The sequence below is a fragment of the candidate division WOR-3 bacterium genome (assembly GCA_039802205.1).
Taxonomy (GTDB): domain Bacteria; phylum Hydrothermota; class Tepidihabitantia; order SM23-42; family JAOAFX01; genus JAOAFX01.
Map to the genome: position 1 here is coordinate 1 of JBDRWD010000044.1, position 22,449 is coordinate 22,449.

Annotated in this window: 18 protein-coding genes; 12 read left to right on the forward strand and 6 right to left on the reverse strand. The window is 39.3% G+C overall.

The window, feature by feature from the left end; translation table 11 throughout:
* Positions 1–367: 367 nt before the first annotated feature.
* Positions 368–916: a hypothetical protein gene (locus ABIL39_08875; protein MEO0166235.1), complete on the reverse strand. Its 549-nt coding sequence runs from the start codon at positions 914–916 to the stop codon at positions 368–370.
* Positions 917–919: 3 nt separating this feature from the next.
* Complete coding sequence (locus tag ABIL39_08880; protein MEO0166236.1) at positions 920–1,129, reverse strand: hypothetical protein; 210 nt, start codon at positions 1,127–1,129, stop codon at positions 920–922.
* A 273-nt stretch (positions 1,130–1,402) separates the two neighbouring features.
* Here ABIL39_08880 and ABIL39_08885 point away from each other — a divergent pair, with 273 nt between their 5' ends.
* From ABIL39_08885 to ABIL39_08920, 8 genes are all read left to right on the forward strand, one after another.
* A complete protein-coding gene (locus ABIL39_08885; GenBank protein MEO0166237.1) occupies positions 1,403–1,765 on the forward strand; it encodes a hypothetical protein in 363 nt (120 codons plus the stop codon).
* A complete protein-coding gene (locus ABIL39_08890; GenBank protein MEO0166238.1) occupies positions 1,735–2,967 on the forward strand; it encodes a hypothetical protein in 1,233 nt (410 codons plus the stop codon). The genes ABIL39_08885 and ABIL39_08890 overlap by 31 nt, the downstream gene beginning before the upstream one ends.
* Positions 2,960–3,955 (forward strand): hypothetical protein, encoded by a 996-nt coding sequence (locus ABIL39_08895; GenBank protein MEO0166239.1) that lies wholly within the window; start codon positions 2,960–2,962, stop codon positions 3,953–3,955. The genes ABIL39_08890 and ABIL39_08895 overlap by 8 nt, the downstream gene beginning before the upstream one ends.
* Positions 3,952–6,051, forward strand: coding sequence for a carboxypeptidase-like regulatory domain-containing protein (locus ABIL39_08900; GenBank protein ID MEO0166240.1), 2,100 nt, complete (start codon positions 3,952–3,954; stop codon positions 6,049–6,051). Before ABIL39_08895 ends, ABIL39_08900 begins: the two co-directional genes overlap by 4 nt.
* On the forward strand, positions 6,052–7,008 hold the full coding sequence (locus ABIL39_08905; GenBank protein MEO0166241.1) for a hypothetical protein: 957 nt from the start codon (positions 6,052–6,054) through the stop codon (positions 7,006–7,008).
* 86 nt (positions 7,009–7,094) lie between these two features.
* Positions 7,095–10,241, forward strand: a complete 3,147-nt coding sequence (locus ABIL39_08910; protein ID MEO0166242.1) for an FG-GAP-like repeat-containing protein — start codon at positions 7,095–7,097, stop codon at positions 10,239–10,241.
* Positions 10,242–10,289: 48 nt separating this feature from the next.
* Entirely contained in the window at positions 10,290–10,847 is a 558-nt protein-coding gene (locus ABIL39_08915) for a hypothetical protein (GenBank protein ID MEO0166243.1), read from the forward strand.
* 363 nt (positions 10,848–11,210) lie between these two features.
* Positions 11,211–11,801: a Yip1 family protein gene (locus tag ABIL39_08920; GenBank protein ID MEO0166244.1), complete on the forward strand. Its 591-nt coding sequence runs from the start codon at positions 11,211–11,213 to the stop codon at positions 11,799–11,801.
* 3 nt (positions 11,802–11,804) lie between these two features.
* Here the strand turns inward: ABIL39_08920 and arcC are convergent, their stop codons facing one another.
* The gene (gene arcC / locus ABIL39_08925) at positions 11,805–12,743 is read right to left on the reverse strand and encodes a carbamate kinase (GenBank protein ID MEO0166245.1); all 939 of its coding nucleotides are present in this window, start codon (positions 12,741–12,743) and stop codon (positions 11,805–11,807) included.
* Positions 12,744–12,830: 87 nt separating this feature from the next.
* Between arcC and ABIL39_08930 the strand changes: the two genes are divergently transcribed.
* The 4 genes from ABIL39_08930 to ABIL39_08945 are packed head-to-tail and all read left to right on the forward strand — an operon-like array spanning position 12,831 to position 18,245.
* The gene (locus ABIL39_08930; protein MEO0166246.1) at positions 12,831–13,997 is read left to right on the forward strand and encodes a phosphopentomutase; all 1,167 of its coding nucleotides are present in this window, start codon (positions 12,831–12,833) and stop codon (positions 13,995–13,997) included.
* Positions 13,998–14,004: 7 nt separating this feature from the next.
* Positions 14,005–14,394: a cytidine deaminase gene (gene cdd / locus ABIL39_08935; protein MEO0166247.1), complete on the forward strand. Its 390-nt coding sequence runs from the start codon at positions 14,005–14,007 to the stop codon at positions 14,392–14,394.
* 4 nt (positions 14,395–14,398) lie between these two features.
* On the forward strand, positions 14,399–16,180 hold the full coding sequence (locus ABIL39_08940) for an AAA family ATPase (protein ID MEO0166248.1): 1,782 nt from the start codon (positions 14,399–14,401) through the stop codon (positions 16,178–16,180).
* 52 nt (positions 16,181–16,232) lie between these two features.
* Positions 16,233–18,245 (forward strand): putative LPS assembly protein LptD, encoded by a 2,013-nt coding sequence (locus ABIL39_08945; GenBank protein ID MEO0166249.1) that lies wholly within the window; start codon positions 16,233–16,235, stop codon positions 18,243–18,245.
* 6 nt (positions 18,246–18,251) lie between these two features.
* On the opposite strand, the gene ABIL39_08950 is transcribed toward ABIL39_08945, so the two are convergent.
* The 3 genes from ABIL39_08950 to ABIL39_08960 form a co-directional block, all read right to left on the reverse strand.
* Positions 18,252–20,201, reverse strand: coding sequence for a M1 family aminopeptidase (locus ABIL39_08950; GenBank protein MEO0166250.1), 1,950 nt, complete (start codon positions 20,199–20,201; stop codon positions 18,252–18,254).
* A gap of 8 nt (positions 20,202–20,209) precedes the next feature.
* Entirely contained in the window at positions 20,210–21,667 is a 1,458-nt protein-coding gene (locus ABIL39_08955; protein ID MEO0166251.1) for an Nramp family divalent metal transporter, read from the reverse strand.
* A 264-nt stretch (positions 21,668–21,931) separates the two neighbouring features.
* Positions 21,932–22,449: hypothetical protein (locus tag ABIL39_08960; protein ID MEO0166252.1), on the reverse strand; the 518-nt coding region annotated here is incomplete at its 5' end.

Genomic DNA, 22,449 nt, shown 5'->3' on the forward strand with positions numbered 1-22,449 from the left:
TATCCAAATATCCGTGGCTTTTTCATTTCAAAAAATTATGCCCAACCGAATCTTAAAAAGTGAGGAGGACTCAGGGCATTTTGCTGGTCCTCTCCGCTTTTTTCAATTTATCTTTCACCCCTAAACTGGCTATATGCGCTACGAGCCGTAGAGAAAAAACCTCCGTTGATTTAAATACCAATTATCAGTGTGGGGTAAACCTTAAGGTTTTCATCTTTTATTTTTGCAAGTCTAAAGCCCTACCCTACGAGGAGACATCAGCCAGAGCCTTTTCCGAAACTAAAATTACCTGGTGCCCTTAACAATTTTGCCCATAGGTCTTATTGTCCCTATTATAAAAATGTGTAAAGGAACCAGGGCATCGTGGCTATTTGTTCTTGTGGAGTAGTTTTTTCAAAATATAACCAGTCATCATCCGATTTATATGTTCAAATCCCGTACTGCCGATCAGGTCGACAGCCTTGATCTCTGTGAGATAGCACTCATCACTATCAACATGTTTCTTTTCTACTTTTATTGGATATTCGGCATCAAAGGCGAGCATGAATTCCTTCAAGGGAACATTGAAAATGCCCTTTTCCGAATATTCGGAAATCAAATTCTCCAGATCCCTTCGATTGTTTGATAGTCGTTCGATCTCTTTCTCAATCGCGCCCCGAGCTGAGGTAATCTTACCAAAATAAAACTGCAATTCGTTTGGATTTTCGATCTCTTTTAACCTTTCCAGTCCTTTTTTCAGTGCCCCTTCCAGAATGTTGATTGCCTTTTGGATTTTATCCTGGGCATCAAGGAGAAAAGAAAGGTAGGTTTCAATCAACTGGAAAGAAGGCATCTTTTCGAGGTTATCATAAAAGAGCTGTCCGAAAGGTTTGCAAAAAGGACCCTTCTCCGAATCCTCCATATCATCAAAGATCATTTTTCATTCCTCCTTGCCTTTTTCTAACGTCTTTGCATAGGCAACCACAATACGGCCCAGGCGTCGGTAACCAGCCTTGAGATACCATTTTCTCATCCACTGGGCAAAAGCTCTTTTGATTTCATCGGGTAGCTGGTTAAATTCCTCTTTTGCCTGTTGGGCGGCTTCGTCCATAACAGCAAAAAGTTCCTCATTCGATTGGCCTTCTTTCATATTAAGCCTCCTTTATACTAACTATTATTTTATATAGCATCCCTCAATTGTCAATTGCAAAGGATAATTTAAATGGAACCGGAATCCAGTTTTTTCTCTTTTTTGATAGGTAATAGGAGTTTTAATTCTCTGAGAGTAAGAATTAGAAGAAAGATAAAAAATGGAATCAAAATGTTGAAAATCCACAATTCTTTTAAGTATGGCGGATATAAGTTTCGAAAATCAGTGAAATCGGCTCTTGACTGTTTATAAAAAATGTGTAAGCTTTTTCCAATGGCGGGAGGAAAAATAAAAATTTCCTTCATTATCTTTCTCCTTTTAAATGGTGCCGAGGCGGGAAAGGCTAAGTTATTTGGAATTATGGGATTTACTACCAGTATTGTGGCCATCGCCGCCGATATTGGGAGTGAGCATTTTTATGATAAATATCAAAATGCTACTGCGCCTGAAGATTGTCTCAGATATCGGAAAATAACCCAATTCTATGAAAAAGTCCGCGATATTTCCTTCGGGTTCGCTGTGATCAACTTTTCCCTCAGCACGATTTTTTTGCTCAATGAGCCCAAAGAATTTGAATTAGATATAAATTACCAAAAGGGAAAGATATGTTTCGGTATGTTAAAATCGTGCTGGTAATAATCATTTTTGGTTGTGAACATAAAAAATTTTTCAATCCTCATGACCCAGCGAATCTCCCACCACCTCCCGAATTGCTATACCCCGAAGATAATTCGATCTTCATGGACAACCCGCCTTTTTTTCAATGGGATTTAAAAGAAGATTCTTTGAATCCTTTTTATGGTGGTGATATTACCTTTGAATTGCAGGTAAATACCAACTCGGATTTCAATGGTGCGCCGTCTTTTTCATGCATAACCTCATACTGTATTTATCTTCCTGTAAAACTCTTTGGCGATTCAACTTATTATTGGCGTGTGCGGGCAAAATATAATGAAACGGATTGGGGAGAATGGTCAAAGGTGAATAGATTCAGGGTCCGATTCCCGGCAGTTGGTACCCTTTCTATTCCGCATTATAATGATGATATGATATTACATCTAAATTACGCTTTTATCGCTCACCTTCCCGGATTATATGTGATTGATATTACTAATCCATCAAATCCACAGATGGTTTGCTTTTATTCAGATACCATTTCCCAATTTTCAAAAATTGCTATAAAAGAATACAATCTTTATGCCATTGGTGGGTATAAGCTGGGCGAATATGACATGCACAACGTTTCATCACCACTACCTAAGCGCTACCTCACTTTACCGTATTCGGCACGTGACCTTGTCCTGTGGGGAAATTTTATATACGCAACAACATGGGCTCAAACTTATAAAATAAATGCGGTGGATCCTGATTCATTGTATATAGTTGATTCATTCTCCTGTTCGGGAAGTCTGATTGATGTTAAAGATAATTATTTATTTATATTGGATGCTGTTATATTGTATATAATTGAATTAACCACCAACAATATTTCAACCAGACATTTACCAGGGACTGCTTCTTCACTGTGGTTCTCCGAAAACTATTGCTTCATTGCTGGTAATAAGGTCTGGGTTTATGATATTACTGAACCATTAAATCCAATTCTGGTCACAACTATTGATAAATCAGCATATACAATATCAGCATCCGGCAGATATTTATTTTTTTCTACTTACGATTACCAGTATCAGATTAATGTACTTTGTATTTACGATGTCAGCAACATTTCAAACCCACAATACCTTGCGACGATAAAATATTGTGGAGGTTTAATCGGTACCGATGGAAACTTTATCTATCTTACTGAACAAGCATTTTATGTTATAAAATATGAATAAAAGATTGAAAAGATTGATTTTTATTTTTTTTATCTTTATTGCCTGTATTAAATTTGAATTTGAATCGCCTTATGAAGATGCAAATGGAATTTATCTCCAATGGCTGGGTATTTATCCAATTGCCGCTGATAAATTTGTCATAACCGACCGGTTCGGCTACTTTCTTGATATAGGTTATTCTGCTTCAAAAATAGAAAAATATACCATTTCTATTGATTCCTGCCATTATATGTGTAGATATATCCGAAATGGAACGGTAAATGATTTTAAAGTGGAAAATGAATATGGATTTTTAGCAATACCTTCTTTCGGGTTGGAAATAATAAACTTCCAGGGCGAAACGCCATTTCTATACGGAGAACTGTCGCTACCTGGTGGTGCACAACTTATTGAAATTTCAGGAGATTATGCCTACATAATCGGTGATAGCACATTCTATATTATTGATATCACTAATAAAAAAGAACCAAAAAAATTGAGTGAAATTAAATTTGCCAAAAAGATTCAGGATTTTGAAATTGAAGGAGATTTTGCATTTATTCTTTTGGAAGCAATACTACCAAATCTGGCTGTTGATTTTTTGATATTAAACATAGGGAATAAAAATTCCCCCGAAATAATTACTCATTCTTGTAAAGATGAAATATTGCCGGTAAAAATGTTTGCGGTAAGTGATGATTATATTTATTTCCTGTCCGAGATGAATACACTTTTTAATTACAAATGGGATTCGGAAATCAATCTTTTGGTTGGAGCATCTTTGTCTTTCCCCAATGCCGCAAATTATCTATTTGTCAAGGGAAAACAAGGACTCCTCATGGGTAATGGTTTCCTCCACCTTCTTAACCTCACTTATCCTGAAACACCCTGTGTCTGCGAAACGATCAGCCTCCAGGGGAATTTCACATACGGAATGATTGATAAAAATTATATTTATGTTTTATCACCTTATCTAAATATTATTGAGATAAAAGAGATACCAAAATGAATCTTTTTCTTTACCTTTTTGCAGTATCAATTTCTGGTAAAGTCTTTAATATTGATACGGGCGAACCACTCGCGGCACACATTTATTTGGTAGAGTTGAACCAGACATTCATCTCCGATTCTACGGGAAAGTTTTTTATTGAAGGATTGCATCCGGATAGTTATACAATCATCACCAGCCATGTGGGATTTAAGGAAGATACTCTTAACATTGACTTAAAGAACTTTGAGCATTTCTCATTAAGTATCGGGCTCCAAATTATTCCCATACCCTTGGAGCCGATTGCGGTAATTGAGAAAAAGAATTTTGAAAGCACAATCGGGGTTTCAAACCCAGAAGAGATTCAAATAATTCCGGGGCTAATAAAAGATATCTTTAAAGCCATCCAAACCTTACCCGGCGTAAGCACCCCTTCGGATTATCTGGGATTGATATATATGCGAGGTGGCGAGTTATATGAAAATGCGATTTATTACGATAATCTTGAAGTCATTGCGCCCTACCATTATTTTGGAGTAGGTTCCGCATTTAATACGGATTTAGTTGAAGAAGTAGAACTTTACAGCGGTGTATTTCCTGCCCGTCATGGGGATGCAATTTCTTCGGTCCTGAATATCAAATCAAAGAAGCCCGCAAGGTTGATCAGTGGAAACTTGAGTCTTGATTTATTAGAAGCGAAGTATCTTTATCTGTGCCCGGTTAATACCACCTGCTCTTTCATTTTTTCGTCCAAAAGGAACTACCTGGACCTTTTGCTAAAGAATATAGGAATTTTAAAAGATGTGATACTACCTTATTATATTGACCATCAGGGTAAAATTCTTCTTTATACCAAGTTTGGTGAATTTGGTATTTTGGGTTTAAAGAGTAGAGAGGGGATGAATATAACGACTTCTTTTGCCAGCGAAGCCCTAGAATTAAAAGTTGGAGGTTCAGGGAATACCCTGGGGGCAGACTGGAATTGGACAGTAACTGATAATGCAAAAGTTTCAATTTCCACATTTTATACGGATATGGAGCGCGAGCTTTTTGGCGCAATCCCTCAATTTGAAAATGCCCGCACGAGCGAGAAGATATTGAAAGAGAAATACGGCTTGAATTGTGCTGGGCAATTTGATTTCAATATTCTAAAATTTGAAACCGGGGGTGGTTACGGTAAATTCAAATTTATACACCAGGGACAGAAGGTCGAAGACTTATTATACGGATTAAAATTGTTTGATTACTCATTGGAAGTTGATACATTTGATAACTATAAGTTTATATACTTGTCCGAACAGTTCTTTACATTAGAACCATTAATCGCTGAATTCGGGCAAAGGGTGGATTGGTTTCCGGTGATTGAAAAACCAAATTTCTCACCGCGCCTGAGACTTATTTATGACCAAAATCCCCGGCTTTATGCTGGTTGGGGTTATCACTTTCAAACTCCGCCTTTGGAATATGAATTACATAACCCCGAGCCCATCTATGCTCAATGTCTGAATTTAGGCTTGGATTACTCCTTCATTAAATATTATACAGTTAGGGTTGAGTATTATCGAAAAAAATATCACAATCTGATTAGAATGGGTAATAACTGGTTTGAAACGAAAGGGAAGGGTGAGGCTACAGGATACGAATTGATGATTAAACGTGCTCAAGATAATAGTTTTTGGTGGCTCTCTTATGGTTTCTTATTGGTACGCCGTCCAGCACCCTATGATTTTGAAGACCCCGAAAAACCCAATAATGAGCATAGACTTAATTTGGTGGTTTACCGAAAGATAACAAAAAAACTTGGCGCCAGCGCGCGAGTTCATCTTGCCACCGGAAATTATTATTATGAAGTCATTGGCAGAAAATGGGAATTTGAAAGATGGGTACCGGTTTATGCCCCAAAGCGAACGAGCCTACCATCTTATCAGCGGATTGATATTGAAATACAAAGGCAGATTTCCTTTTTAGGATTTTCTGGTGAAATCTACCTCGCAATTTTAAATGTCACCAATCATCGTAATATTCAGGGTTATTTATATAACCAAGATTGGACAATGCGTAAGGCATACTATATGATGCCCAGATTGCCACTGATTGGAATAAGATTAAAATTTTAGATGCTGCTTATTATCTCAGAAATGAAGGAGAAAATCTACAAATTTATTACAAAATCAAGATTTATAAAGCTTTACAGCCTTATAATGTTAATCTGTTATTGCCACAGAGATGAAACTTCTTTGAGGTATGACACAAATCCTGCCTGGTCACCGGATGGAAATTATATTGCTTTTTGTCGTATGATTAAAGAAGATCTCCTTGATACACTTAAACCAGATGAATTAGATTATTCAATCCTTGGTGATGTGGGAATCAAATTATTGGATTTAAATACTGGAAAAGAACAAATTTTGGTTCACACCTTTTCCGAACTTGATTGGACAAAGGACAGTAGATGGATAATCTATGAAGGTATCTATAAAGTTGATGCAAAGAATGGAAAAATCATGAGAATATTGATAGATACATTCTCATTTTATCCGGTTGTTTCTCCTGATGGTTCAAGAATTCTTTATTGTAGTACTCCGCCTGATTCAATTACACCGGCTGGCTCTGGTATTTATCTTACCGACATTACTGGAAGTTATAGAAAATATCTTGTCTGCGGTCTATACCCGGATTGGCACCCATCTGGTGATAGATTTCTATTTTGCAATGGCTTTAATCTATGCATTGCTGACACAAATGGGAATATTATTAAAACTATCATTGAAAATAAAAATATCCGAAGCCCGAGGTTCTCACCTGATGGCTCAAAAATCATCTATTGCGATGGGTATACTGAGGGAGAAAATGAGAAAGATGCATATATTTATTTAATTGATACGCTGGTAGTGGAACAAAAAATAATAACTCAGGGAATCGAACCGTGTTGGTCGCCTGATGGCAAAGAGATAGTCTTCTCTGGATATGATGACACTAATGGTGGAATGGTCTTATGGATTATGGATATAGATGGCAATAATATAAAGAAAGATCACCGACCCGGACTGAAAAAGTGCTTCGCTTTTTTGTAAGTATCACGGCTGGGAGCGTTCCTATAGAAATTCTTAATTATTGTCTGATATTGACTTATACGAGAAAATAGGTATACTTTAAGGCTATGGAGGTCAATTTGCGTCCAATTCTTACAATTTTATTTTTATTGAGTCTCTGCGGGGCAGAGAAGGTGGTGATAACGAGAAATAAAAACTATAATCCACCTCCACTTCCACAATCCAATATAAAAATTAACCTTGTCAGTTCAAAAGGGATTGAAACAAAATCACCCCAGATGTTAAAGACAACCCATTTCTTTAAAGAATTTGGCCTGCCACGTCCCAAATTAGGCGCAAGAATGCAGAATCTGCGCATACTTGTTTTAAGGGCAGAGTTTGTTGAGGACAACGATTCTTTGACTACGGGAAATGGTAAGATGGACCTTAAAGGATTTGGCTCACCATCAGATGGCCTTTTTTATGACCCACCCCATACCAAAAAATATTTTGAAAGACAGATGGATTTTTTGCGCAATTACTATAGAGCTAATTCATTTGGTCATTGCAATATAACATATACGGTAAAACCCGACCGTCCAACCGAGTGTTATCAATTGCCGCATAAGATGGCTTATTACAGTGGATATGATCACTTTGATCCCCGGACGGGGTTTGTCTATTTTAATACTTATGCCATGGAGATGGGCATGGTCCGGTTGGTTGCCGATGCAATTGCCGCTGCGGACCAAGACGAGACCGTTGATTTTTCCGATTATGATGCAATTATTGTGTTCCATGCCGGAACGATGCTGCAAACGAGCGTTAATTTTTTGAGATTCCGCGATATCCCGGCGGCGACCATTCCCCCTGGCGCACTGGAATATTATCTTGGCGTACCCTATATTATTGCCAATAATGGGACGGATACAATTCAATGCCCGATATGTTGTTTATCAGAGATGGCAAGGGTTGACTGGTACATGGCTGGTGCACTTGGAACCACAGTCCATGAATTCGGTCATGTTCTTGGTTTACCTGACTTGTATGATGTTAGCGGCTGGTCAAACGGCGTTGGTGCATTTGATCTGATGGGGACCGGTGGTTGGGTTGGAATGCCGGATGCTGGTGTGCCGGAAGGTTCAATCCCCGCAAATCTGGGTGCCTGGACAAGGTACTTTTTTGGACATTATACAAATGACCCAGTTTGGGTTGAGCCAGTGGTGGTAGACCATCCTGAAAGTCTTTTGACCCTGCGGGCTTCAGCAGTAGATACTACCCAATTTGGGATTGCCCAAAAGACGATGGTAAAGATTCCAATTTCGCCCACAGAATTCTTTTTGATTGAAAACCGTCAGCAGGATATTAAACAAAAAGATACCATCGTTATTGATGTTGAAGATGGTGTTCCAGTTTATGTGGAACATGGCGAGTTTGATTTCTTTTTACCAGGAAGCGGAATTTTAATCTGGCATATTGATGATAATGTGATATATGCAAATTACGGCTCCAATACAATCCAGATTGATCCGAAACATAAAGGCATTGATGTGGAAGAAGCCGATGGTATCCAGCATTTTGATGCCTATGTGTATTTTGATACACTTGAATATTATGGTTCCAAGTATGATTTATTTTTTGTTGATGATTCTAATAAATCTAACCGCAAATTCGGTTCATTTACCAACCCCAATTCTGATAGTTATTTTGGTAAATCACTTTTGAATATAGAGATTTTTTCAAAACTTGATACCTTGATGAGCTTTTCAGTTAATTTTGATATCTATCAAAAAGGATTTCCGGTTTCCCTGCCGGTGCGGAAAACGATTCATTCCTTGAATTACGGCGACCTTGATGGTAATGGCGATATGGAAATAGTTGCGACAACCCGTTATGGACATATCTATGTTTATAACCATGACGGCACTCCTTATCGCTCAGCAATGGTTGATACAATCACCACATTTACCGCAATCGGTGATATAAACAATGACGGTGCTGAAGATATTGTATTTGGCTCAGGATTTAATTTACGGGTTTTGGATGGAATTACTCTTACACCATTAACAAACTTTCCATTCAGGACCGATGGCATAATTCTTGGTGCGCCTTTATTGTTTGATATAAATGGCGATAATAAACTTGAAATAATATTTGGTTCCGAGGATAGAAAACTATATTGTCTGAATAGTGATGGAACAAATATTGCAAACTTCCCGATTTATCTCAATTCCTGGATTTATTCCACACCCTGTGTTTTTGATGAGACTAATAGAACCATTGGTGTCCTTGGTGCAGATGGCAGATTCTGGCTTATAAATAAAGACGGCGTAGTAAAGGAATATACTGAATCCCAGCATAATATGCTCACATATTCATCACCAGTAGTGGGTGATATAGACCGAGATGGTAAGCTTGAAGCGGTAATTGTGAATGGCTATGGAACTTTTTATATCTATGGTTCAGATACCTTAGAACAGAAATTTGAAACCTGGATTGATACTGTCTTTTATTATACACCGGCGCTCGCGGATATTGATAAGGATGGCTATCTTGAAATTATCTCACCCAATAGTAGCAAGACCCTTTATGTCTTCAATCGTAATGGCACAATTGAAAATGATTTTCCGCTGAATACAGATGCAAAGATTTTATATCCACTCGTTATTGCCGAACTTGATACAATCAGTAGAGAAGAAATTGTCTTCGGTCTTGGACCCAAAGATAGTTTAAGTTCGGGACAATTGAAGATTATTTATAATCGCAATCATGAATTTGCATTTTCACCATTGTTCGGTGATGGTGGATTTTCTTCGCCCGGGTTTGTAGCAGATATTGATTTTGATGGTGATTTAGAACTTGCCTGTGGTAGCGATTCTGGAAAGATTTATATTTGGGATTTCCCGGGTAGAACTGCTTCCTGGAGTGGTTATATGAATTCAAATAAAAACTGGGGATTGTATAGGGGTGTTTATTTCGAAATTTCACAATCTTCAGACCTTATTGGTTCTTTTTATATTTATCCATCACCGGTGAAAGGAAAAGGAACAGTGCGTTTCTTTCTTTATCAGAATGCTGAAGTGAAGGTTGATATCTTGGATATTACCGGACATAGAATTGGTGGTATGAAGGTATATGACACGACACCGAATGAATATAACGAATGCTATTTTAATTTTAAAAATCAATCTAATGGTGTATATATCTTGCGCATTGAAGCGAAGAATAAGAATAAAAAAGAAGTGAAATTTAAGAAATTTGCCGTGCTGAAGTAACAAGGGGGTAAGGTGTTTTTAGGGTTAGGACTAATATTATTTCAAGGTATGAATCCGATCCTTGCCTCGGCAATAATGCCGGGTTGGGGTGAATGGATTCTGCAGAAGAAGAATGAAGCCCGGACATTCTTCATCATTGAAGGAACATTATGGACCTCTTATTACACCTTCAATTATTTTGGAGTTAAACTGGAAAAATCATCGCGGATTTTTGCCTTTGAACATGCTGGTGCCAATCCTCTACGCAAGGATAAGGAATATTTTGATAATCTTGAAGATTTTAATTCCTCGGATGAATATAATTTGCTGATAGAACATGAGGCGAGTCAATATTATCCTGATGATCCGGTAAGACAACAGGAATACATTAAAGAAAACGGTTATTTCGGTGAGGATTCTTGGGAATGGGATGCGCTGGACAATAGAAATATTTACTGGGAGAGACGAAAAGCTGCCCGCGAAAATTTGCGCCGGGCTTCTTTTATTACGGGCTTCCTGATCATCAACCGGCTTGTTTCGGTAGTCAATGTGGCAATATTCAAGCAAGAGTCCGGATTTGGCTTGGAAGTAGAACCTGGAAAATTGGGGATAGGTTTGAGATTTTAGATTTCAGCGTTGTAGAATTCAGCTTTGGGATTGCTCCTGTTACATTTCATTCCTGAGTCTTCTCCACATTTTTATCGAATGTTTTATTTGGAAACGATGAGGCCTGTAGGCAAGATTTTTAAAGATAATCAATCAACCAATTGTCGGGCAGGGCTTTAGCCTTGCATAAATAAAAAATGCCAACCTGAAGTGTCAGGTGGTAACCGGTAAAATGGTAGACGCAGGCTTTAGCCTGCGGATAAATGTTTTTAAATCCCAGGGTATTTCGCACCCTTTTGCGTGCCTAATAATTTCACAAAGTGGATATCATTCATATTGACTTGTATGCGATTTTATATATAATTTCTCATTAAAGGAGGTTAAATGATTGAGCGCATCAAGGGGATACTCTTCAGTCCTAAGGTGGAATGGGAAAAAATTAAAGGTGAACCGACGACCATTGCCCAGGTCCTTACAGGCTACGCCGCACCACTGGCATTGATTCCAGCGATATTTGGTTTTTTAGGATATATTTTGATCGGGGTTAATTTTGGAATGTTCGGCTTTGTTCGATATCCTTTGGTCTCGGCGTTGGTTTGGGCAATAGTCTGGTTTATACTAACGCTCGTTGGGCTTTACATTGAAGGGATTGTAATAAATGCCCTGGCACCTTCTTTTGATTCTGCTCCTAATCCCACCAATGCCTTCAAACTTGCGGTATATTCCATGACCCCTTATTTTGTTGCGGGAGTACTTTATATCATTCCGGTTTTAGGTGTATTGGTCATGTTGATTTCTCTTTATGGACTTTACCTTATGTACCTGGGCATGCCCGTGATGATGTCCACACCAAAGGAGAAGGTGATCGGTTATATGATTGTGGCAATCATAGTGATGTTTGTGATAAACATCATAATTGGGGCAATTGCTGGTGGTATTCTCGCTGCGACCTATCGTCCAATCTGGAGGTTTTAAAAACTAATCAGGAACAATTTTAGTTCCAAAATCTCCCAAAAAAGCCTTTTTCGCATTTTCCAGTGAAGTTATGATGACTTCACTACCTCCGGCTTCAAGGAATTTAATGCCAGCCTCAATTTTCGGGCCCATGCTCCCCGGAGGAAAATGCCCTTCCTGAAGATATCTCTTTGCCTCACTGAGTGTAATCTTTTCTAATCTTTTTTGGTCGGGTTTTTTGTAATTGAGATAAACATAATCAACCGCAGTTAGGATTGCCAGGACTTGCGCCTTGATATCTATTGCCAGAACTGCGGAAGCGAGGTCTTTATCAATTACTCCATCAATGCCCTCATAGGTTCCATCAATTTCAATATAAACTGGGATACCACCACCGCCAGCCGCAATGACGACCACTCCCTGGTCTACCAACTGCTTTATTATCCGGCAATTAACAATCTTCAGTGGTTTAGGAGAAGGCACAACCCGCCGATAACCACGTCCCGGGTCCTCTTTTATTACCCATCCAAAAAGTTCGGCAAGTTTTTTTGCCTGTTTCTCATTATAAAATGGTCCGACAAATTTTGTCGGATTGATGATTGAGGGATCATTAGCATCAACGATTACCTGGGTCACAATCGTCACCACATCCCGTTCAATCCCTAATTTTTTTAATTTATTCTGGAGGCTCTGCTCAATCATATAACCCATACCACCTTCCGTATCGGCGACGATGACGCCCAAAGGTAAGGCAGGAATCTCCTGGGCAGTTCTTTCTACCCTTAAAAGGGCATTACCTACCTGGGGACCATTACCGTGGGTGATGGCAAGATTGTAACCCTGTTTTATCAATTCTACAACTACCTCCAAACTTTTTCGGGTATTAGCGAATTGAACGTGAATATCATCCCGGCCGGTACTCGATATCGCATTTCCACCAAGGGCAATGACTGCTTTCTTCATCTCCTATTATATTCGTTCTTAGTTTGGCGTCAAGCCGTTCTTGCAATCTTCTCTTTACAAAAACTTAATTATGTATATAATAATCCAATGGCAAGGGCAATTGTTTTAATCCTTGATGGAGTGGGTGTAGGTGAGTTGCCGGATGCGGATAAATATAATGATCAGGGCAGCAATACATTGGGCAATCTTTCCCGGGCTGTAGGGGGATTAAAATTACCCTTTTTAGAAACACTGGGTCTAGGGAATATAATTGATATTGATGGTGTAAAAAAAATAACCAAACCCCGCGCGAGTTTTGGCAAGATGGCTGAGAAATCACCAGGTAAGGATTCTACAACCGGTCACTGGGAATTGATGGGGGTGATAGTAAAAAAACCATTTCCCACTTATCCGCACGGTTTTCCTGATGAGATCATAAAAGAGTTTGAAAGGCGCATCGGTTATAAAACTCTTGGTAATTATCCAGCTTCCGGGACAGAAATTATCAAGACACTCGGGGAGGAGCATATCAGAAAAAAGATGCCAATTGTGTATACATCGGCAGACAGTGTCTTCCAAATTGCCTGCCATATTGAAGTTTTCAGTCTGGATGAACTTTATCATTTTTGTAAAGTGGCCCGGGATTTATTGCAAGGTGAACATGGTGTAGCAAGGGTGATCGCTCGACCCTTTGCTGGAACACCGCCCAATTTTTTTCGCACTAAAGAACGCAAGGATTTTTCATTGCGTCCTCCGGAGCCCACCCTTCTGGATCGAGTAAAAGAAAAAGGGTTAGAAGTAATAGCGATTGGCAAAGTGGATGATATTTTTGCCCATCAGGGCTATACCAAGTCCTTCCATTCAGTGAATAATCTTGAATGTATCAATTTAGTTATGGAATCTTTAAGGACTGTAAGTGATGGTCTCATCGTTGCTAATTTTGTCCAGTTTGATATGGACTGGGGACATCGGAACGATATCGTGAATTTTGCCCGGGGCCTCGAGGAGATGGACCAGGGAATTGAGAGAATCGTAAGTGTCCTTACTCGTTCTGACATGTTATTTATCACCGCTGACCACGGCAATGATCCCACCACTCCCTCGACCGACCATTCGAGGGAATATGTGCCCATCGTTGTTTATCACCCTGAAAAGACCGGTAAAAATCTTGGAATAAGAGCCTCCTTCTCCGATATGGCACAGACGATTGCACGCTATCTTCAAGTCAACGGTCTGAAAAATGGGGAGGATTTTCTTGAGCTTTTAATGGCATAAAAAGTCGATGAAGGTAGCAAAGACTTTGATTAAGAAGTTAAAAGAGACTGCAAAATTTGCTTATGCTCCATATTCGAAAATCCAGGTGAGTGCATTACTTTATAGCAGGGACGGGAAAGTTTATACCGGGGTCAATATCGAAAACGGTTCATATTCTTTGACCATCTGTGCCGAACGGGTGGCTCTTTTTAAGGCTCTCTCTGAGGGGGCGAAGGACTTCTCACTGCTTCTACTCTATTCACCCCAACATGATTTCATCATCCCTTGCGGTGCCTGTCTTCAGGTTTTGAGTGAGTTTGTGCCTGAAATTGTCATTGCGACGATGAACCAAAATGAGGAGTTCAAGTTTTTCCCGCTCAAGAACTTGTTAAAAAAACCTTTTAAAATTAGGAGTTAAAATTATGTATTATATTGGGATTCTTATTCGGGACTTGAAGAAAAAGCCCTTCTGTAAACTAATTGAAAATTTAAAAAAATTCGGGTCAAAGCTTGAACATGCCGAGAAGCATCTTGTGGTTATTGCCAACGAAGATATAAATATAATAAATTGCCTCTTCAAATTGCGCGAACTATTTCCGGAAATTCGCTTTGGAGTTTCCCAGTATCTCGGCATTGCCAAAGGTTTAGCACGCATTGCCAACATTGGTGAAGTATTAATCTCCTCGGATATTGAACCGGCAGTAATAGAGGATTTTGATATTACCTCCCTAGGGATGCTCACGATTGAAGGGATGAAATCGGAAATTTTGGTCTGTCGAATTGATGGATTGAAGGGGGTGGAGAAATTTCCTTCTGTGCATTCCATGTGCCAGATGATACCCCGCACCCTAATGCAGGAAGCCTTGCACCGTCTCCTCAGTGTTACTAAGGCAGCATTGGTCTTTGCTCCTGATGGAACCGGCAAGAGTGTGTTTATTGATCAGGTGGTGAAAGAATTAGAGGGAGAACGGGAAGTTTTTAGGACGATCGCCCCACCTTATTTATCGCATATTACCTTAAAGCCGGTGAATGACCTTGTAACCCAATTGTTTGGGATTAAGGGTAACATGACCCTTGAAGAAAAGCAGAAGACGATCACTGAAAAACTAAAGGCGATAGGCATAAGGGACATCGGCACAAGCTATTTGACCTTACTCGATTTCTTAAACCTGGGGGAAGAAGATACCATACTGAAAAAAATGGAACCGAGAGCCCGGGTTGAATTGACAATTGATACCATCTGTGAGGTTGTCGGGCATCTTTCGCACTTAAAACCAATAGTGATTATCGTTGAAGATATTGAAAATTTGGATCCTTCCTCCCTTACCTTTATTCAGCATTTTATTTCCAAACTCGGGGATGAGGATGTTATTTTCATATTTACCTCTAATCGTGCACAGGTGAATTTAAAAGGTATCAAAGAATTTGAATTGTTGGAGATTGACCGTAGTCAAATTGAGGAATATTTATATAATCAAATCGGCGAAAAAATAAATTTACCCGCCACTACGATCTTTCATGTTGCCCAGTACCTGGAACTATTTTCCGAAGAGCAAATTGAATATTTCTATACATTATACACTGGAGAAAGTCCATTAATGAGTTTTAGCTTACCCTTCAGTGACTATCGTACAATCATCAAACGCCGTTTAGAATTACTCGATGAAAACAGGGAGTTGCTGTATGCCCTGGCGATTCTGGGCTATGAAATCGACCCCCAGGATTTACCGATGGTAGAGAACATTGAAGAACAACTGAACCATCTCGTTGTGCATAATTATTTGAAAAAGGTTAATGAGAAATATGTTTTCTCATCGCCCATCCTTCATCAGGGGATTTATGACCTGGTGCCAGATAAAAACAACCGTCACGCTCGGCTCGCCGATTATTACCGGCGCCGCGAAGGGTATGAGGAATATGCATTGTTCCATTACCTGAAGGCAGAAGATTACAAGCGTGGTATGGAATACCTTTTGAAGTCGACCCGCGTGGCTATAAAAAAGGGTGGTTATGAGTCGGCAATTAGTTATTATCAACAGGCACTGGAATTGTGCCGGCGCGCGAAGGAGGTAGCCGATTTAGAAACGCTGATTGCAATCAACGAAGGTCTGGCTGATATCTATCGGTCTCTGGGTGATGAGGAACAGGCAATGAAGTATTACAAGGTTGTGCTTGATAGTTATAAAGAAATCCTGAAAGAATAACCTTGGGTAAAGTATTGTGATGTTAGGATTAAAGAGTCAGTGCTTAAAATAAATGGTTTTTTTTCTTTTACTCCAATTAAATAATGATACACTCCGTGCGGATAGTTTAAATGTTGTTAACTATGCAGCAAAGATAATAAATTATAACCTTGATAGTGCAATTGTAATTTTGAACGATTCGGCGTATATCTCATATCGTGACATCCAATTATTCTCGGATAGTGCATATTACTACATAGATAAGAAAATACTTGAGGCATTTGGCTTATGTCATTTAAGACAGGTGAATGATTCTATAAAAGGGACACATTTAAAATACAATCTTGAGACAAAAAAGGCGATGATGGATACTGGTAAAACCCAGATTCAGAAAGGCTTTATTGAAGGTAAAAAGATTTACTGGGTAGAAGAAAAAGTTGTTAATGCTTATCATGGTAAATATACTACTTGCAGCGATTCACCACCCCATTATTATTTCTATGCACCAAGGATGAAAGTTTTTTTAGGCGATATGGTCATTGCCCGACCGATTTATCTCTACATATATGATATGCCGGTCATTGCCGCGCCTTTCTGGTTCGTGCCGATATCATCAAAAAGAAAATCAGGATTGCTGCCGTTCAAGGCGGGAAATTCGCGTGCCTATGGAAAATTTATCAGGGGTTTTGCTTATTATTATGTCATTTCTGATTATGCCGATCTCACCTTCCAGATTGACGCGATGGAAAAGAAAGGGGTGATGCCCCACCTGGAAGGTGTATGGGATTACAGTCCCTATTCTGCAGGAAATTTTCATATCAATTACATAAAAGAGATTGATACGAGACTAACAAGATACAGCATTGAAGCGAGAAATAACTCGCCATATTTTCTTTTTGGCTCTAATTTCAATTGTGATGTGAAATATATGAGTGATAACAGATACCGCTCTGACTATGCCGAGACTACAATCATCTGGGTGGACAGAGAAATCGCCTCCCAAGCAACTCTTAATCGTGATTTTGGTGAGATTAGAAACAGCATCACTCTTGAGAGAAAAGTCGATTTTGGTGATACCACCACTTTTGAAAAGATTCCTTACTACACGATTACAACCCCCTCACGACAATTATTCTCTTTTCTCACTTATTCTCTATCCGGACATATCAGTTATGACCGAAAATTTTATCCCCGGGAAAAAACAGAGGCAGGCGGTGCAAATATCCATACAAGTCCCTCTTTCAAACAGAATATCTTTGACCTTTTCTCAATCTCACCGGGTCTTGATCTTGATTTTGCAGTATTTAATGAAGATACTGCTGGCAATAAATATCCGTCGCGACTTGGTTATTCATTCTTCACCAATGCCAGCACAAATTTATATCGCGTGTTCAGTGTAGATATTCTGGGGATAAAAGGAATCCTCCATAAGGTGACGCCGGGTATTTCCTATAATTATACACCAGATTTTAAATTCGGCAGATTTCCAGCCGTATATGGTATTCCAGGTTATGCGTATTCACATAATATCGGTTTTGGCATAAATCAGGAATTTGAAGCAAAGGTTGGCGAAAAAAACGAAAAGAAAAATTTTGCGCAAATTTCTTTGAACAGTGGCTATAATTTAATAAATGATACAATTTCACCAGTAAACTATTCTATCAATCTACCCTTAAATCCATTTCCCAAACCGATAACTGGATTCAGCACCCGCTTGAGTGGCTCGTATAATCTGTATACAAAAGAATACACTTATACCATAGACCAGGGGACATCAATAAGTATGGAAAATTTCAAGATAAGTATCAATCAAACTTATTCAAAAGGTGGAAAATATCAGGTCAGTTTTAATGGCGAGATAAAGCCAACCCAGAACTGGGCTGTTTCCTATAGTGGAAGATATGACTATGAATTAAAAAAATTTGTTGATTACAGTCTTACATTAACAAGAAATCTCCATTGCTGGGAAGGGGTATTCAGTTTCTCTCAATTTGAGAACGATTGGCGCTACGATTTCAAAGTACGAATAAAGGAAATACCTGAAGTCGCAATCGGCAGAGGACTCCTTGGGTATTTGATAGAATAATTTTCGCTAATTAACAATCACAATCTTTTTTGCTTCCTCAAAGACAAAACCCTTTTCAGAATTCACGACCATTTTTACAAAATAAACTCCTGCAGGTAGACCTTTGATATGGATTTTATGATAACCTGATTGTTTCATTTGAGGTTCTGATGCCTTTATGATTCTTCCTGTAGCATCATAGATTTTAAATTGCACATATGCCTTTGTATTTATTGTGTAGTCAAATCTTAATTCCCGCATTGGATTGGATTGCAACAAAATTTTGTTATCAAGATTTTCTTTTGACATTTCTTCAATACCAGTATAGATATACGATTTACAAAGAATCCAGGTATTCGGGTCAAATCTGATTGAATCGACATTGTGGCTTACGAGCAATTCAATATGTGTGGGTGAACCTGTGACTGGAATATTCAATAATGTGTCGGCATTTCCCATAAATAATTTAATCTGGACGGGCATGTGAAAGACCGGCGGGGCGTTCGTTTGAACCTGATGAATATTTGCAACAAATTGATAATTACTACCTGAGGGTGTACAGCTCCAGTAAATATTATAAATTGGATAACCCTGTCCATAGACCCATTCATCAAAGAACCAAGTTAGATCTGTCCCATAGACCTGATTGAATATCCGTTTTAAATCTTCGGTGCTGGCACAGCCATATTCAAATGAATCACGATAGACGGCCAGGGCATTGAAAAATTGTTCTTGATTCAAGTATCTGAGCATATGGACAACCCAGGATGCCTTGCAATAGGTATGTCCCCAGTCAAATAGTTGGCTTAATGGTGGATTGTAGATAGGATGGCGCGACTGGGCATCAGCTGTAAAATAATCATTTGCCCGATTCTTCATCGTAGTAATAAAATTATTATAGCCAAAACGATACCAGTTATAATTTGCATCGCTGTATGTAGCAAATCCTTCATTGAGCCAGATATCCCGGAAATCAACACAGGTGACCATATCACCCCACCATTGATGGGAGAGTTCGTGCGCCATTCCGTTTTCCGAGCTGTTTATTATCCACCAGCGATGGATTGTGGTCTGAGTTTGATGTTCCATTCCGCCCCAGGCAAAGGGGTATACTGCATCCTGTCCATAACGGCTGAACGGATAATCACCATAAAGAGAGTCAAATAGATACATTGCATCCGGAAGATGCTGGAATGCAATTACCGACTGAGTTGAATCCTGGGACCAGATAAAGTGCCTGATTTCAATTGAATCACCATCCGGGTCATGATACCATTGGGACCATTTAGCAAACCTTGAAACACCGAAATGCATAAGATATGTAGTAATCGGACTTGTCTCTTCATAAGTCCAAGTTTTAGTATTATTAGGATTATTTACAACATTTATCAATTGCCCATTGGCACAGACGACAAAGGTATCGGGCGCAGTGACACTTATAATACATCCCTGGTCAGCCTTATCAAATGGTTCATCATAACAGGGCATCCATCTTCTTGCATCCCAGGGCTCACCGAGGGTATAGGCAAGTGAATGAAGGGTATTACTATTATAATTTTTGGGCCAGTAGCAAAACCCGGTCTGGGAACTCGTCACACTCCAGGAGCCATGATAATAAACTGCGATATTAAAGGAATCACCATAATTAAATTGCTGGGGAAGATTGATATGGAGAGTTTCGTTTGCAGTTGAGTATGTGGCATTGATATTGTTTACTTTCACTGAATCAATCGTAAGACTATAGGAATGTAAGGTAACAAAATTCAAACCATTGGTATTGCTTTTACATTTGATGCGATTTACACCTTGAAGAGCACGGGATGTCATGGGTACAAAAAGGTCAAGGTGGTATTTTAAAACATCAAAAGAATGGAGGGATTCCGCCAGAGGATAATATCTCCCAGGGGTTGGGCAGAAGTATTTGTTTTCAATTTCTTCATTTCCCCATTGCAGAAATAATAAAAAAGCGAACCACATCATACCTCCTATCGCCAAAAACCGAAAAAGTATCCAATTGCCCGAACAACGATATAGGCATGGAGAATGGAGCCAACACCCAGAATGATAACCCAGAAGAAATGTGGTTTTGTTTTGATAATCACTGGATGACGATAGAGAATGAATGTCCCAATGAAGGTTGCGACCATTGAACAAAGCAGACTAATAAAAGAAAGCATCGCAGCGGTAGTGACATAAGCAAAGGGATTGGCATCTTTTACAAAGTATTGAATGGCGATCAATAAAAACGAGATTATAAGGTAGATGAACCACCAAAGAAAATAAACGCCTTTTATGTCATACTTGTAGAACCTGCGCACTTTTTCGGATATATTCCAGGTAATATCCGCATTCTGGCGAACAAGGGCTTCCGCAGTAGTGAGTTGAGTATTAAAAAAAAGGAGCCATGCCATTAAGAGAAATACGGTCAAGCCAATTTTACCCAGCGGAACTGCAAAGAAATTTGCTTGATATTTCACAACATCAAAACCTTTGGGGATGAGTCCAGCTGGACGTAAAATGGAATCGGAGAGGCCAACGAAGATGAAGATGGTGAAAAGACTACCAACAAAATAGCCAATCCACAAAACAAAATGGGAGCGTTTTATCCATGTTTTAAGCCGAGCAAGATTTTCCCCATTTTTCTCAGGGATATTACCGATGCTTGCAGGATTGGCGGATTTGCCGAACCACCCAGGTATTGACTCCACATATCCAGCCATACCCCACCCGGCGTCCCGCATCCAATATGTATACCAGATAAGAGTGGGACCAGCACCTACCCAGGCGATTGTGGAACCTAATACCCACCAGTCCATATCTTTAGGAACCTGCCATAAAAAGAGGCTCTGCAGCATACGCGTAATTGTTTCCGGCTTTATTGCCAGCACAGCCGCAATTATTAATATGATCCAGGCAGAGATTGTAGTCCAAGTGGCAATGTGTTCAATATACTTGCGGGCAACCCGGGAAGCAAAAGTTACTAAAAATACGATTATAAATGTAACATATGCCCAGAAAACAGTTCCGCTGCGCACATCCGCAGGCCAGTTTATGATCTCACGGAGGGCTGATGCTGCAGCAGTTGCCCACGCGGGAAGCATAAATGCCAAAAACATAAACAGACTAATAGTGATAGTCGCTATGGGAAAGGTGAGGATGCGGGAGTTACCTTGCATAGCATGTTCGCCTGATACCACAGTCCAACGCGCCAATTCCTGTGCCCAGACGGTTTGGATAAAAAGCGTTAAAACCATAAGCCCAAGCCAGCCCACCCCAAAACGAGAAGTTAGATGAGGATAGAGAATTACTTCACTTGTCCCGAGTCCTAATGCTACGGTCATCATTACTGGGCCAATCCACAACATAAATTCTCTTTTCGAAGGGGGCGGTGGTACTGTGGATTGGAAATTTATTTTTAAACAACCTAAAGTATTTTCAGCCATAACGGATTATAATCAACCTGTCAAAAAAATCAACAGATAAAAAACCTGAGTCCTCTTCTCATTTTTATAGAATGTTTTGCTTTAGTACAATGGAACCAATAGGCAAAATTTGTAAAGATAATCAATCATCTAATTATCGTAAAAGTTTTGGCGATCTTACCTTTCATAGGACAAGGTTTTTGTCTGTTATTCCAAAGGTAAAATGTCCCCTTAATTTCAAAGCGAGATGTCCCCTTATGATATTTAATTCTTTTCTCATGTCAACTACTGCTTACCATTGCAATGAAATTTCTGAATAAGTCTTCCCTGGTAATAAACACTAATCTGTTTTTCAGGAATAATTCGCAATTCAATCTCCACATTTCCCCAGTAGGCACGATAATCAAAATTGGTCAATTGGAAGGTCTGACCCTGATAGGTAAAGGTATTATCTTTTTTAACCTTCCTTTTCTCCCTTAAGCAGAAAATCTGATCCAGATCTAAATCCCTTGGTAAAGGCTTAAAACAGGTATTTTTAAACCGCTCATCCGGGGTCATCCCGGTAGTATGATGAACCCAACTTGCGCTGAGCTTATCCAGATAACGCTCCAGATAATCATTCGCCGCCTCAATAGTAGTAATATTATGAATTCTAAATTCAATCGGTAACCGTGCCTGTAAGAAACCGGCAAACCGTTCAACCTTACCTTTCTGATAAGGTGCGTAGGGATGGGTATTCAACAGGATAATCCCCAGTTCACTCAGTGCCTGATGAATCTGCGTCTTGACCTCCTGTGGGTCCT

Bases quoted from the DNA above. Each gene is read 5' to 3' on its own strand.
- ABIL39_08875 (MEO0166235.1), bottom strand. From the start codon at position 916: ATGATCTTTGATGATATGGAGGATTCGGAGAAGGGTCCTTTTTGCAAA.
- ABIL39_08880 (MEO0166236.1), bottom strand. From the start codon at position 1,129: ATGAAAGAAGGCCAATCGAATGAGGAACTTTTTGCTGTTATGGACGAA.
- ABIL39_08885 (MEO0166237.1), top strand. From the start codon at position 1,403: ATGGCGGGAGGAAAAATAAAAATTTCCTTCATTATCTTTCTCCTTTTA.
- ABIL39_08890 (MEO0166238.1), top strand. From the start codon at position 1,735: ATGTTTCGGTATGTTAAAATCGTGCTGGTAATAATCATTTTTGGTTGT.
- ABIL39_08895 (MEO0166239.1), top strand. From the start codon at position 2,960: ATGAATAAAAGATTGAAAAGATTGATTTTTATTTTTTTTATCTTTATT.
- ABIL39_08900 (MEO0166240.1), top strand. From the start codon at position 3,952: ATGAATCTTTTTCTTTACCTTTTTGCAGTATCAATTTCTGGTAAAGTC.
- ABIL39_08905 (MEO0166241.1), top strand. From the start codon at position 6,052: ATGCTGCTTATTATCTCAGAAATGAAGGAGAAAATCTACAAATTTATT.
- ABIL39_08910 (MEO0166242.1), top strand. From the start codon at position 7,095: ATGGAGGTCAATTTGCGTCCAATTCTTACAATTTTATTTTTATTGAGT.
- ABIL39_08915 (MEO0166243.1), top strand. From the start codon at position 10,290: ATGAATCCGATCCTTGCCTCGGCAATAATGCCGGGTTGGGGTGAATGG.
- ABIL39_08920 (MEO0166244.1), top strand. From the start codon at position 11,211: ATGATTGAGCGCATCAAGGGGATACTCTTCAGTCCTAAGGTGGAATGG.
- arcC (MEO0166245.1), bottom strand. From the start codon at position 12,743: ATGAAGAAAGCAGTCATTGCCCTTGGTGGAAATGCGATATCGAGTACC.
- ABIL39_08930 (MEO0166246.1), top strand. From the start codon at position 12,831: ATGGCAAGGGCAATTGTTTTAATCCTTGATGGAGTGGGTGTAGGTGAG.
- cdd (MEO0166247.1), top strand. From the start codon at position 14,005: ATGAAGGTAGCAAAGACTTTGATTAAGAAGTTAAAAGAGACTGCAAAA.
- ABIL39_08940 (MEO0166248.1), top strand. From the start codon at position 14,399: ATGTATTATATTGGGATTCTTATTCGGGACTTGAAGAAAAAGCCCTTC.
- ABIL39_08945 (MEO0166249.1), top strand. From the start codon at position 16,233: ATGGTTTTTTTTCTTTTACTCCAATTAAATAATGATACACTCCGTGCG.
- ABIL39_08950 (MEO0166250.1), bottom strand. From the start codon at position 20,201: ATGTGGTTCGCTTTTTTATTATTTCTGCAATGGGGAAATGAAGAAATT.
- ABIL39_08955 (MEO0166251.1), bottom strand. From the start codon at position 21,667: ATGGCTGAAAATACTTTAGGTTGTTTAAAAATAAATTTCCAATCCACA.